The sequence below is a fragment of the Acetobacter sicerae genome (genome assembly GCF_011516765.1).
Classification (GTDB): Bacteria; Pseudomonadota; Alphaproteobacteria; order Acetobacterales; family Acetobacteraceae; genus Acetobacter; species Acetobacter sicerae.
This window is the reverse complement of sequence record NZ_JAAABN010000001.1, coordinates 467,242-479,912: the sequence shown is the minus strand read 5'-3', so window position 1 is coordinate 479,912 and position 12,671 is coordinate 467,242. Positions and strand designations below refer to the sequence as shown.

The 12,671-nt window shown below is 54.5% G+C and carries 11 protein-coding genes; 9 read left to right on the top strand and 2 right to left on the bottom strand.

Translation table 11 applies throughout. The features are described from left to right. Nucleotides 1–11: 11 nt before the first annotated feature. Nucleotides 12–935, bottom strand: coding sequence for a glutamate racemase (gene murI, locus GVI59_RS02155; RefSeq protein WP_173572630.1), 924 nt, complete (start codon nt 933–935; stop codon nt 12–14). Between the two features lie 18 nt (nt 936–953). Next, nucleotides 954–1,709 carry an orotate phosphoribosyltransferase gene (locus GVI59_RS02150; RefSeq protein ID WP_173572629.1) on the bottom strand — a complete coding sequence of 252 codons (756 nt, stop codon included), beginning with the start codon at nt 1,707–1,709 and terminating at the stop codon, nt 954–956. Between the two features lie 123 nt (nt 1,710–1,832). Between GVI59_RS02150 and GVI59_RS02145 the strand changes: the two genes are divergently transcribed. The 9 genes from GVI59_RS02145 (at nt 1,833) to GVI59_RS02110 (ending at nt 12,669) form a co-directional block, all read left to right on the top strand. Then, a complete protein-coding gene (locus GVI59_RS02145; RefSeq protein ID WP_173572628.1) occupies nt 1,833–2,747 on the top strand; it encodes an ELM1/GtrOC1 family putative glycosyltransferase in 915 nt (304 codons plus the stop codon). 194 nt (nt 2,748–2,941) lie between these two features. Continuing rightward, complete coding sequence (locus tag GVI59_RS02140; protein WP_173572627.1) at nt 2,942–3,280, top strand: hypothetical protein; 339 nt, start codon at nt 2,942–2,944, stop codon at nt 3,278–3,280. A gap of 271 nt (nt 3,281–3,551) precedes the next feature. Then, a complete protein-coding gene (locus tag GVI59_RS02135; RefSeq protein ID WP_173572626.1) occupies nt 3,552–4,640 on the top strand; it encodes a PilN domain-containing protein in 1,089 nt (362 codons plus the stop codon). A gap of 44 nt (nt 4,641–4,684) precedes the next feature. Further along, nucleotides 4,685–5,269, top strand: coding sequence for a type II secretion system protein GspM (gene gspM / locus GVI59_RS02130; protein ID WP_173572625.1), 585 nt, complete (start codon nt 4,685–4,687; stop codon nt 5,267–5,269). Between the two features lie 60 nt (nt 5,270–5,329). Then, on the top strand, nt 5,330–7,627 hold the full coding sequence (gene gspD, locus GVI59_RS02125; RefSeq protein ID WP_173572624.1) for a type II secretion system secretin GspD: 2,298 nt from the start codon (nt 5,330–5,332) through the stop codon (nt 7,625–7,627). Between the two features lie 5 nt (nt 7,628–7,632). Next, nucleotides 7,633–8,490 (top strand): type II secretion system minor pseudopilin, encoded by an 858-nt coding sequence (locus tag GVI59_RS02120; RefSeq protein ID WP_173572623.1) that lies wholly within the window; start codon nt 7,633–7,635, stop codon nt 8,488–8,490. A 585-nt stretch (nt 8,491–9,075) separates the two neighbouring features. Next, a complete protein-coding gene (locus GVI59_RS02115; RefSeq protein ID WP_173572622.1) occupies nt 9,076–10,776 on the top strand; it encodes a cholesterol oxidase substrate-binding domain-containing protein in 1,701 nt (566 codons plus the stop codon). A gap of 28 nt (nt 10,777–10,804) precedes the next feature. Further along, nucleotides 10,805–10,936 carry a hypothetical protein gene (locus tag GVI59_RS19250; RefSeq protein ID WP_269150899.1) on the top strand — a complete coding sequence of 44 codons (132 nt, stop codon included), beginning with the start codon at nt 10,805–10,807 and terminating at the stop codon, nt 10,934–10,936. A 44-nt stretch (nt 10,937–10,980) separates the two neighbouring features. Further along, entirely contained in the window at nt 10,981–12,669 is a 1,689-nt protein-coding gene (locus GVI59_RS02110; protein ID WP_242012870.1) for a GspE/PulE family protein, read from the top strand. Nucleotides 12,670–12,671 lie beyond the last annotated feature (2 nt).

The window sequence follows — 12,671 nt, the reverse complement described above, 5'->3', positions numbered from 1 at the left end:
GTGAATGTCTTTTATGCCTTGTCAGAGACTTCGCAGACTGACGGCGTCTTTGACGATGCCTGGACAGCAGGGGGCCACTGTTCTGTATGGGTATAACCCAGCGGACGCAGATGAGCCTCCAGCTCGTTTCCATCCAGCGGTGGGGCAGTGAACCAGAGATGCTCTTCTGTGTCGGTGAGGGATTTCGATCCCGCTAAAGATTCGAGCACAGTGGCGGTCTGTCGCGCCACTGCGTCAGCCGGATCGAGCCAGACTACATGGTCGGGTGAGGCGGCACGCAGAGCATCATGCAAGAATGTGTAATGTGTGCAGCCCAGCGCGACGGCATCAATCCGATCCCCATTCGGTTGCCCGAATAAACCGGCGACTTCCCGCTCAATCAACTGTGGGACAGGGGGCTTTCCCCTGAAAGCCTCTTCTGCGTAGTCGGCCAGATGACGCGCCCCGTGTGCGATCAGCGTGCAATCGGGAGCGAACTGCCGGCGCAGCGAGTCCACATACGGGCGTCGCACGGTCGCCTTGGTGGCGAGCAGCCCGATGACGCGGCTACGGCTGATGCGGGCAGCCCAGCGGATGGCTGGAACACATCCGACAAACGGGGTCTCCGGGCAGGCTTCCCGTAACGCACCGAGCGCCAGTGTGCTGGCTGTATTGCAGGCGACGACAACGACATCTGGCCTGTATGTGGTGATGGCGTCTTTCAGCAGAGCCACGATGTGAGCGCAGAGCGCCGCGTCTTCCTGCTCGCCATAAGGAAACAGGGCGGTGTCCGCGATGTAGCTGATGCTGGCTTCAGGCAGGCGACGACGCAGCGCCGCCACGATACCCAGGCCGCCAATGCCGGAATCGAACGCCAGAATACGACCGCAGGCCGGAGAGGGGGCGAAACTCTCTCCGATTGCAGACTGATCTGACGTGGAAACCGGCACGTTCATGACACCTGGGCGTTGCCGTCAGGAATCGCGGGCTGTCTTCAGGGCCAGAGCCTCTTCAAGGCTGCCGACGCCACCATGCCTGGCGGACCATGCGCATGGGTCTTCAAGGAAGCGACGCACCTCGGCGGCGGCGCCTTCCGAGAAATACGGTCGCTCGGCGCAGGCTTCCAGCACATCCCACCAGGTGCAGAGGGAATGCAGGGTGATGCCCATTTCCGAAAGGGTTTTATGAGCGCCGGGGAATACACCGTAGAAGAACACGACGAAGGTGTGATCAACGATCGCGCCTGCATTGCGCAGAGCCTTGGCGAAGCCGATTTTTGACGCGCCGTCAGTCGTCAGATCTTCAACAAGAAGAGTACGCATGCCTTCCGGCACATCGCCTTCGATCTGGGCGTTGCGGCCAAAACCTTTCGGTTTTTTGCGGATATAGGCCATCGGCGTCATCATGCGGTCAGCAAACCATGCCGCAAAAGGAATACCGGCGGTTTCACCACCGACCACGGCGTCGATGCTCTCATATCCCACATGACGGCCGATTTTCTCGACACCGAGCTCCATGATCTTGGCCCGCGCGCGCGGGAAGAAGATGATGCGGCGGCAGTCGATATAGACGGGCGACTTCCAGCCGGATGTCAGCGTGTAAGGATCTTCAGGGCGAAAGTTGACCGCCTTGATTTCCAGAAGAAGCCGTGCGGTTGTAAGGGCTGCATCCCGGTCCCACGCAGAGGCATCATTGCCGAGAACCGATTCCTGTCCGATCATGTGCTTCATGTCCCTTTCCCATCGCGCGCATTCGCCTGCGTCGACGTGGCATAGCTGCACACAGGCGGAAAATCCATCACTGACGGCCGAAAACCCACTGACTTGTGCTGTGGGCAGGATTCGATCCTTCTCATGACAGATAGGCTGGTGCCCTCGCGTGTGCCTGTATGGGTCATTGAGTCGGCTCAGCCGGGAGGCTGTGGACCGGCTCATGCACTGGCTGGTCGTCTGGGGACTTCCTTCAGACGGCTCACGGATGTCTCTTTTGTCGAGGATGATTCAGCGTCGCCGGGTCTTGTTCTGACAGCCGGGTTCTCCGCCGGGATGGCGGGTCTTTCCCTGCGCAAAAAACTGAAGGTTCCGGTTGTTCATTGTTGCAGCAGCCGGTCAGTGGCTCTGGCTGCCAGTCGGGTTTTTGATGAGGTGATTCTTTCCAGCTGGCATGTGCCGGAGCGCGAAAGCAGTCGTGTTTTTTCTGTTCTGGGGCCTTTGAGCATTGTTTCGCCGGCACTTTATGAACGGGCCGAACGCCTCTGGAGAGAGAGGCTTGAGCATCTGCCGCGACCAAGAATTGCCGTGCGGCTGGAAGCTGGATGGAGTGACTCGGTCTCCGACGCCATGTTGGCGGCGCGGCAGATCGAGCTAAGTATGCGGCTGTTCGGAGGGTCTCTTCTCGTCACGATCGGGGAGGGGGTTCCCGCCGCGTTTGCTAATGCTTTTGCTGATGGGCTTGGTTCCTGCATCAAGCTGATCTGGCGGCACGGTGAACCCGACGATAATCCCGGTCTTGGATTTACGGCCTGTTCCGACGCTGTGATCCTCTATGGAACAAGAGTGTCTGCTCTGGTCGAGACCGCGGCTAGTGTTCTTCCCTTGTTTCTGGGACATGTCCCGGGTCATTTTGGTGGCTATAACAGTCTGGCGCGTGTTCTTCTGAAACGCGGAAATGTCCGTATATTCGACAGTGACTTTTCTCCGTGGCCACGTGAAGTTCTGGATGAGGCCGGGCGGGCTGCGTGTTTTGTCCGGAATCGTTTTGAGCTGTGAAGTAAATAAAGATATATATTTTATATTTATTTTTATTTCGTTATTTTACTGTATTTATTTTCATGCATCGTGAATGCTTATTTTTATTTGTATAAAATATAAAAAATACATCTTTTATTCGTTAAAATTCTATTGACCTTAAATTTCAAAGTTTATTATTTAAAAGCGATTGAATAATTTAAAAGGAGACTGAAATGAGAGAACTGAATACCATGGAAATGGATGCCGTTAGCGGTGGTTCAATTTCTTCCCTGATCGGGTCAGCAGTTATCGGCGTAACCAATGCTGTGAACGAGGCGTTCGACAGCCCGCTCGGCGCTGCTTTCGGTAATGCCTTGTCAGATGTTGGGCTCGGACCAGTGCATCAGCTTGCTGATCTGGGTGGTCTTGCGCTCAGCACCGCAGCCTATGCTGTTGGAACAGCTCTGGGCGGCACAGGTGATCAGACTCTGCATTATGTTGATGATGCATCTGCTGGCCGTTATGGCGTCAGCTTCTTCCAGTTTCCGCTCTTCTCCAGCGTCGGTAACTGATCGAACATTAGCCTTTGGGCTGATGTCGCGTGTAAAAGGGGCAGGCGTTTCGCTTGCCCCTTTTCTGTTAAATTTTGATGTATTAATTCCAGTCGGACAGTGATTGTCATGTCCGGCTCTGGTCTGGAATGGCAAAGCTGATATCAACGCTCCTGTAATCGGGCTATTGGGGATCTGCTGTCTGCAATGTGCTAAGCAGTTTGTGATTGAGGGAGTTTTGAAAGGTGGTGCTGACGTTGTTGGGCGAGACAGCATCCTTCAAGAGTATCCTATGAATTACAAAGCCGGCTGCGCCGATCTGCTGTCGTGGTACAAAGCGCAGATCTTTTCCTTTGTTGATGGCGCTTCAAAAAATGGCCCGTTTGGGAAGCGATTTTACATAGTTGATGGCGAAAATCATCATTACACGGGTGAAATCTCGGTTGATGTTTATCATGGTCAAACACTGGTAGAAAAAAAAATCATTCCGGTAGAGCAATTCGTGAACATGGTGCTGAAGGCGCAGAAGAGGGGGCGTCAGAGCGCATCGGTGCTTGTCTGTGTGCCTCCACAGAATATGCTGGCAACTGAAATCAGCCTACCGCATGCCGCTGAAACAGACCTTCATTCGATCATGACGTTTGAAATAGAGCGAATAACGCCTTTTTCACCCCAGGAGCTTTTCTGGTCTCTGAAAATCATAAAAAAGCTTACAGAAGCAGGAAAAATTCTGGTCACGCTGACATACGTTCCTAAAAGAAAAATTGCTTCTCTCGTTGAGGCTCTCGAACAGCATGGAGTGCAGGTCAGAGCACTTGTTGCATCACAGGATCAGAATAGCGTGCGTCCGGAAGGCTGGCTGCGCGTGGATATGCTTCGACCAAGGCAAAAGCGCGTTCCTGTTGTGTCGCTCTGTGTGGCTGCGTGTCTTTTTGTTCTGCTTGGGGGGATGTTCTGGCAGCAATACCATGAATTATCTGTGACAAATAAAGCTATAAGCACCCTGCAACCGATCGTTAAAAAGGTGCAGGCTGTCCGTTCGCACTATGAGGAACTTGTCAGCGGACCGGAAAATCTGCGCCGACAAATTGCCGGCAACCATGCCACCGCGCAGACGCTTCGCCAGCTTTCAGAGCAGATACCTGACGATACCTATCTCACGGCTCTGACAATCCAGGGGCAGCATCTGGAGATTCAGGGGATTTCGCATTCTGCGGCCAGACTTCTTGAAACTCTGGATCGTGGCGGGATGCTGAAGGACCCGGTCTTTGATGGTCCGATTGTGCGTTCGCCTGATAATGCGCAGGATATGTTCACCCTTCAGGCTGGATTTTCTGACGGAAAAGAAGGGCAGGTCCGGGCGCAAAGGCGTGGGCCATGAGCGGGATTTCTTCCATGTCATTACCCGATGGTCGGCGCGGGCAGGTGCTTGCTGGCGCTCTGACGGTCCTTGCGCTGGCCATGCTGTGGCTCTTGATTGTTTCCCCCTTATCGGGCTTTTACCTCCGAAATCGAGACAAACTTGAAACACAGCGTGCGATGTTGAGTCATATGGAAACCGTGCGCGCCACATTGCCTGCACTTGAAAGAAAGTTGAGTCGTGTTGGGCAATCAGCGCAGCAGGAAACATTCTTTCTGCCTGCGGCCAGTGACGCCACAGCAGGAGCTGAACTTCAGCAGTTGATCGGGGCTCTTGCACATGAGACGGGCTGTGAAACCTCGGCGCTGGAGAACATGCCGGCGCAGACCACGGGAAATCTGCGGAAAGTGGGGGTGCGCGTTAACCTGTCTGCTTCGTGGAGCAATTTTGTCGCGTTTTTGACGGCGCTGGAGCAGTCACAACCCAGATTGTTTGCAGATGAATTTCATATTCGCAGCCTTCAGTCGAATGATGTTGCTCAGGGTGAGATCGTGGATGTGACACTCGTGGCGAGAGGTTTCTGGCTGCCAGCACACGATGCCGGAACGTCCCGGAAAAATGGCCAGTCTGCTTCTGCAGGAATTGAATGACGTCATGACAGGCTACCGTTTTTTTAATTTGTTTCTACTTCAGGCTGCCCAGGAATACCCATGAAGAATACCCAGAATCTGTCTCTGACAGTCGGAGTGCTGGGCCTGCTGTCTCTGGCCGGCTGTCAGGAAAACGAACCTGTCGTAACGCCCTTGCCCGGCTCCGTCGTGTCGATGAACGCGCCGGAACGAACAAATGGCCAGATCAGTGTGGCAACAGGTTCAAAAGCGCTGGCGTCCTACGGACGTCGCTCTTCCAGTGGCCTGACGTCAGGCGGGCAGGGGGCTTCGGGAGACATCACACTGAACTTTGCCGGCACGGACGTCAGGGCAGCCACTGACCAGATTCTGGGTGATCTGATGGGGGTCAATTACACGATTGATCCGGGGGTGCAGGGCTCCGTCACACTGCGGGTGACGCATCCGGTCAGAAGAGATCAGCTTCTCCCTGTGCTGAAAGATCTTCTTGCGGGTGTCGGCGCAACAGTTGTGCAGGATAATGGTCTCTATCGTGTCGTTCCGCTTGCTGGCGCCGGGGGCAGGGCCGGTGGACAGGGTGGTGGCGTCGAACAAGGCCAGATCGCCATTGCGCTGAAATACACATCCGCAGAAAATCTGGCCAAGGTTCTGAAACCGTTTGAGCAGAATGGCGGACATATTGCCGCATCCTCTGGGTCAAACGTGATTATCGTCAGTGGTGATCCGGCCACGCGACAGTCTCTGGCGGATCTGGTCAGAAGTTTCGACACAGACATTCTGTCCGGGATGTCGTATGCGCTCCTGCCATCCATTTCCGGAAATGCCCAAGAGCTCTCTCATGCTTTGCAGACAGCTCTGGACGCGGGAAAGAGCGGGGCACTGTCTGGACAGCTCCAGATCGTGCCGATGTCGCGCATCGACAGCGTTCTGGTCGTAGCCCATACCGAACGGCAGATTCTGGATGTTCAGAGACTGTATCGTCTGGTGGAAGCCCGACGATATAAAACGGCACGCGTCTGGAACGTTTATTATCTCCAGAATGAGCGTGCGAATGATGTGGCCTACGTTCTGCAGCAGGCGTTTACCCCAAACCATGTGACGGCTCGGCCGACAACGCAGAACTCCTCGGTTGGTCAGATGGGCAACGCGATGAGCCAGAACGGCATGTCCGGCGGCAGTAGCTCGGGTTCCAGCTCTTCCATGGGAGATAGCAGTAGCCAGCAGGGGCTTGGCAGCCTGTCATCCGGCAGCAGTTCTTCCAACGGTCAGAGCGATGGTACGACGGGAAGCGGTGGAAGTCAGTCGTCCCAGCAGCAGGATGACGGTATTTCCAACAATCCTCTGCTTGGAGGCCTTGGTAATCAGGGGAGCGGTGAAAGCTCCCGTGAGACTGTGAAAATCATCCCTGATCTGCAGAACAATTCGATACTGGTTTATGGCACGCCGGAAGAAACCGGCGATGTGATCGCCATGCTGCACAAGATCGATATTATTCCTCTTCAGGTGCGGATTGACGCCACCGTGGCGGAAGTCACCCTCAATGATAATCTTAAGTATGGCACTCAGTTCTTTTTCAAATCGGGTGGCGTAAACGGTATTCTGAGCAGCGCGACGCAGAGTATCTCAACAACCCTGACCTCGTCCCAGTTGAGCAGTTCATTTCCGGGCTTTGTGCTGGGGGGAAGCAGTCAGGGAGGCGCGCCTTTCGTCATCAATCTTTTACAGGGAATCACGAAGGTTCAGGTTCTGTCCTCCCCTGAGCTGATGGTCATGGATAACCAGTCCGCCTCCCTGATGGTGGGTGATCTGGTCCCGTATCTGACCGGCTCCACGACGGGCGTGCTGACCTCCAATTCGACAATCACCAACTCCATCAACTATCAGCCGACCGGTGTTATTCTCCAGATCACGCCGCACGTCAGTAACGGCGACCTGGTGACGCTGGATGTGTCACAGCAGGTCAGTCAGGTATCCTCTTCGACAACAACAACCGGCAGCGGCTCCATCAACAGCCCGACCTTTTCCGAACGTCAGGTGAAATCCCGTGTGGAGATCGCCGACGGTCAGACTGTCGGCCTTGCCGGCATGATCACGGATAACCGTCAGACGGGAAATCAGGGCATGCCCTGGATCAAGGATATCCCGCTTCTGGGTGCTCTGGCAGGAAATCAGACGAACTCACGGTCCCGCACCGAGCTTCTGGTGCTGATTACGCCGCATGTCATTCACAGCCAGACGGATGCCTCAAAACTCACTCAGGACATGCGTGAACTGCTGCCCCATGCGGCAATGCTGCAACCCGAAATGGCCAAGTTGCCCATGTCAGGATCGTCTAATCCCAACCATCGTGTTCTGCGTGCCGTCGGTCTGAACGACTGAGAAGAATGCGGATTACGGGAGAGGCGATTGCTGGGCGCAGATGCCACGATCGTGGATTTGCTCTGCTCTCAGTCCTTTTTGTTCTCGGGTTCGTGGCGCTCCTGATTTCTCAGGTGACGGCCAACGGCCGGATGGAAACGCATATTGCCGAGGCGGCGCTTCTGCGAGCCCGTATTGAGAGTGCGGCCGATAGCGGTGTCCAACTGGCTCTGTTTCATCTGGCGGCCTCGGGTGAGAAGCGCTGGTCCCCTGATGGAATTGTTCGCAAACTTGCCGATGAAAACGGTATCGAGATAAAGGTCCGGATTGTTGCGGACGGCGGCAAGATCAACCCTTCCAATGCGGCGCACCCGCTTCTGTCGGCCATGCTGACAGAATGTGGCGCCAGCGAGAGCAGTGCCGCAAAAATTGCTGATGAGATTGTCGACTGGCGTCAGCAGGATCAAAAAGGCGAGGTCCTAGCCCGATACAGACAGGGTAACCATGATTTTGGACCCAGCGGGCACGCTTTTTATTCCATAGCGGATTTCCGGCTTGTTCTGGGGATGACACCGTCTCTCATTGAGTGTCTGGAGCCTCATCTGTCATTTACCCAAAGCACACAGCCTGATTATGGAAGTCATGACGTGTTTGTAAGAACAGCCGTCAAAATGAGTCTGAACGGGGCGCTGGAAGAACAGTTCGCAGCGCTTGGCAGGAAGCAGTCTTACCGCACAGAAGATACGCAGGAAGTCATTGTTGATTCGATTGCATCATTTGGAAAAGGCGAGTTGCACAGAAGGGTGTTTCTGACCGTATCGCCACAGACGAGCGCCCGGCCATTCGAGATTAAGCGTGAAATTAGTGTGCCACTATCGGATTGACCCTTCATTGCGGCTGGGGTGTCGGAGCGCGAAAACGTGGGGTCAGTCGAATTTTTTCTGACCCACGCTCAAGGTTTACAGCTGCGGGCGTGATGCTGGTCACCTTCCATCCTTCAATCATGCCTCCTGTTCCGATGGCTTTTGATGTCCTTGCTCCTGGGATCTGAAAAACCGCCTGTAACCAGTTACGGCTTGAGACAATCCCCGTAAGGATCATTTCCTCCGCGGGAACTGCGCTCGAACTGTTCTGAGAAGCGCGACGATCAGGCTTGAAAAGAGGGCGGTCGAGTAGATCATCCGCGCAGGCGTAACCCGGCATAAGCGTGAGCATCACACAGAACGCTAGGACTTTCCGGATCGTTCCAGACGGGGTTCCGGTCTTGTCTGGAGTAAACGAACATTGTGACATTTCTGGTTCCTGATGTGTAATTGAAAGAAAAGATTCCTATTGTGTACAACAATTTTGTATATTTATAAGATGTAAGAAATAAGTATAATTATAAATTGTTAAAAAGAGTTTACAATATGATATAAATACTACAAATCTAAAAATACAAACTAATAGATAAAGGGTGTTTGAGAGTTATGAAGCTTTCCAGACGTTCAGTGCTGAAAGCCGGGGTTAGCGCCGGGTGTGTCGCCGGAGGAACAGTCGGCGGATTCAGGACTGCAAATGCGGGTATGTTTCTGCCCTTTACTTTCCCCCGAAACGTCCATGTTCAATTCGGAAGTTACGTTAACTGGTCGCAGGAAATTAACATTCCTCTGATCAAGGAATTCAAGCCGACATCCGTGGATCAGCTTGTCAGCGTGATCAACTGGGCAGCTAAAAACGGCTACCGTGTGCGTCCACGCGGCAGCCGTCATAACTGGTCGCCTATCAACGTGAATCCGAATGATTCCGTGACGGGGAATGTTCTGGTGGCTGATATGACGGCGCTGACAGCGTTTTCCGTCAACACTTCCGGCGCGACCGCGAGCATCACCGCCCAGCCTGGAATCATGATGGATGACTTCCTGACCAAGGCTGAACAGTATGGCTTGGGTCTGGTGCATTGTCCCGCGCCCGGCGACCTGTCACTGGGTGGCGCGCTGGCGATCAATGGACATGGCACAGCCATTCCGGCGAAAGGCGAGAGACTGCCGGCTGGAGGTACCTACGGCTCACTGAGCAATCTCATTCTGGCTCTGAAAGCGATCGTCTGGGACGACTCCTCGCAGGCCTACGTCGTAAAGACGTTCACCCGTGATCAGCCTGAAATCGCGCCGTTCCTGACGCATATTGGTCGTGCCTTCATCGTTGAAGTCACACTGCAAATGACCCAGAATTTCCGCATGCGTTGCCAGAGCCTGGTGAATGTCAGTGCAGACGAGCTTTTCGCTGCTCCGGGTTCGTCCGGTCGTACAATAGCTGCCCTTCTCGATCAGTGTGGACGGGTCGAGACGATCCAGTTCCCGTTCACATCCAACCCATGGCTGAAAATCTGGACTGTTGCGCCGACGAAGCCTCCAACATCCCGTCAGGTGACAGGGCCGTTCAACTATCCTTTCAGCGATCTGCTCCCGCTCGATCTCACCAACATTATCGGCGCCGTTGACCGTGGCTCCTACGCGCTTACGCCACTGCTTGGCGCAACAGCTTATGGTGTTGTGACTGCGGGGCTGGCTCTTACCAACAGCGCGGATATCTGGGGCTGGGCACATGACACCCAGCATTACATCCGGCCTACGACCCTGCGTGTAACGGCAAACGGTTATGCTGTGCATATGTCTCGCAGCAATATCCAGCGTGCTGTTCACGAATTCTATGTACAGTATCAGGCGCTGGTGAAGAAATACCAGAATATGGGGCTGTTCCCGATGAACAGTGCTGTTGAGATCCGTATTACCGGGCTGGACCATGCCTCGGATGTAAGTGTCGCGAATGCCGTGACGCCGACTTTCTCGGCGCTGAGTCCGCGTGTCGATCACCCGGAGTGGGATGTTGCTGTCTGGTTCGACATTCTGACCATTCCGGGTACACCGGCAGAGGCGCGTTATTATACGGAACTCGAAAGCTGGATGTTCAGCAACTTCCAGTCCTATGGCTGCGTGCGTGCTGAATGGTCGAAAGGCTGGGCCTACACAAACAAGGGCGCCTGGACCAATCAGGATGTCATCAACACGAAGATTCCTGAATCATTCAACAACACAAACGGTTCATGGAACGATGCGGTCGCCATTCTCGATAAATACGACCCGAAGAAGGTCTTTACTGCGAACCTTCTGAATTCTCTGTTTTCCTGAACGATCAGGGGAAACGGCGAGCGCCACGATGTCCGGGGCAGGAACATCGTGGCGTCGTCACAACGATGATCTTTCCGGTGGAAACACCGGAAAGACATTTCTGACAAACCGCGAATGGGCCGCGGCAGGAAAAGCCCGTGACAGTAGCCTGACGGCGTGATCATTGGCAGAATGGCAACCGGCAACAATCAGGCGATATTCCCTTTGAAACCCCTCGCGGCAGATGATCTGCTGAATTTTCTGACGGCTCACGCAGGGCTTGACCCTAATGCTGCAGCCCGAGCGCAAAATGTTGCGGAGGAAACCGGGCAACGGGTTGCGCGGATACTGCTTCAGCTTGGTCTGCTGAGCGAACGTCAGCTTGCTCAGGCCTATGCTGAGTTTCTTGATCTGTCCGTCGCCCCCAGTGAAATTTACGAAGATCTTGAATTTCCGCCCTGTGCGGAGCGTCTGTCACCACGTTTCCTGCGACATGCAAGATGCCTGCCACTTGCGATCGAAGGTCAGACGCTTTTTCTGATCATGGCCGATCCACTGGATCACTTTACCCGTCGCTCGATTGAAATGGCGACGGATCTGGAGGTGTCCCTTCTGGTGGGTGTGCCGGTTGAACTGGAAGCTGCCTTCAACCGCTTCTGGCCTGAAGACACGGAACGAGAATCCGTGGTCGATGAAGAAAGAGACGGTGTCGAGGAGGACTCGGACCGTTTGAAAGATATGGCGTCAGAAGCGCCGGTCATTCGTCTGGTGAATCAGATGATCGCCCGGGCAGTTGAAACGCACGCTTCCGATATTCACGTCGAACCTTTCGAAAATACTCTGCGTATCCGGTATCGTTATGATGGTGTGCTGCATGAGGCTGAAACTCAGCCTGTGCGTATCACGCCTGCTGTCGTCTCCAGAATCAAGATCATGGCGCATCTGGATATTGCTGAACGACGACTGCCTCAGGATGGCCGGATCAAGCTGGCTGTCCGCGGACATGAAATCGATCTCCGTGTCTCCACGGTCCCGTCTCTGTACGGAGAAAGCGTGGTCATGCGTGTTCTGGATCGCAGCACGGTTAATTTTTCCTATTCATCGCTTGGTCTTTCTCCTGACATCACCAGAAAATTTCAGGAAACGCTTGATCTCCCCGATGGCATTGTTCTCGTCACAGGGCCTACGGGCAGCGGCAAGACGACAACACTTTATACCGGTCTGAGCGACATTAACGCCGAGACGCGCAAGATCATCACGATTGAAGATCCGGTCGAATATCAGCTTGGCGGCATCACACAGTTGCAGGTCCGTCCCCAGATCGACCTGACTTTTGCCTCTCTTCTCCGCTCGATCCTGCGGCAGGATCCCGATGTGATCATGGTGGGCGAAATCCGTGATCTCGAGACGGCCCGGATTGCCGTTCAGGCTGCTCTGACGGGGCATCTCGTGCTTTCCACCCTGCATACCAATTCAGCAGCCAGCGCCGTGACCCGTATGCGGGACATGGGGCTGGAAGATTATCTGCTTTCGGCTGTCCTGCGCGGTGTTCTGGCTCAGCGTCTTGTCCGCAGGCTCTGCAAGTCATGCCGGGTTCAGGAAGAGCCGGAAATCAGCAGGGCGCTTTGCTCACGATTTAACCTTCAGCCCCGGGAAGGGCAGGGATTCTGGAGAGCAGCAGGCTGCCGTGACTGCAATGGCACGGGATATCACGGAAGACTGGCGATAGCGGAATTTCTGCAACCCACGCCTGCAGTGCAACGGATGATCCTGTCCGGCGCCAGTGATATGGAGATTGAGGAAACTGCTTTAAAGGAAGGCATGAATTCACTTCTGTCCATAGGGCTGCATGAGGCTCTGTCCGGAGAAACGACTGCGGAAGAGGTGCTCAGGGTCGTGCGGATGGAAGGATAAGA

What these genes read in the sequence shown, in the direction of transcription:
- GVI59_RS02145 (WP_173572628.1), top strand. Translation starts at nt 1,833, where the DNA reads ATGACAGATAGGCTGGTGCCCTCGCGTGTGCCTGTATGGGTCATTGAG.
- murI (WP_173572630.1), bottom strand. Translation starts at nt 935, where the DNA reads ATGAACGTGCCGGTTTCCACGTCAGATCAGTCTGCAATCGGAGAGAGT.
- GVI59_RS02120 (WP_173572623.1), top strand. Translation starts at nt 7,633, where the DNA reads ATGCGGATTACGGGAGAGGCGATTGCTGGGCGCAGATGCCACGATCGT.
- gspD (WP_173572624.1), top strand. Translation starts at nt 5,330, where the DNA reads ATGAAGAATACCCAGAATCTGTCTCTGACAGTCGGAGTGCTGGGCCTG.
- GVI59_RS19250 (WP_269150899.1), top strand. Translation starts at nt 10,805, where the DNA reads ATGTCCGGGGCAGGAACATCGTGGCGTCGTCACAACGATGATCTTTCC.
- GVI59_RS02115 (WP_173572622.1), top strand. Translation starts at nt 9,076, where the DNA reads ATGAAGCTTTCCAGACGTTCAGTGCTGAAAGCCGGGGTTAGCGCCGGG.
- GVI59_RS02140 (WP_173572627.1), top strand. Translation starts at nt 2,942, where the DNA reads ATGAGAGAACTGAATACCATGGAAATGGATGCCGTTAGCGGTGGTTCA.
- GVI59_RS02150 (WP_173572629.1), bottom strand. Translation starts at nt 1,709, where the DNA reads ATGAAGCACATGATCGGACAGGAATCGGTTCTCGGCAATGATGCCTCT.
- GVI59_RS02135 (WP_173572626.1), top strand. Translation starts at nt 3,552, where the DNA reads ATGAATTACAAAGCCGGCTGCGCCGATCTGCTGTCGTGGTACAAAGCG.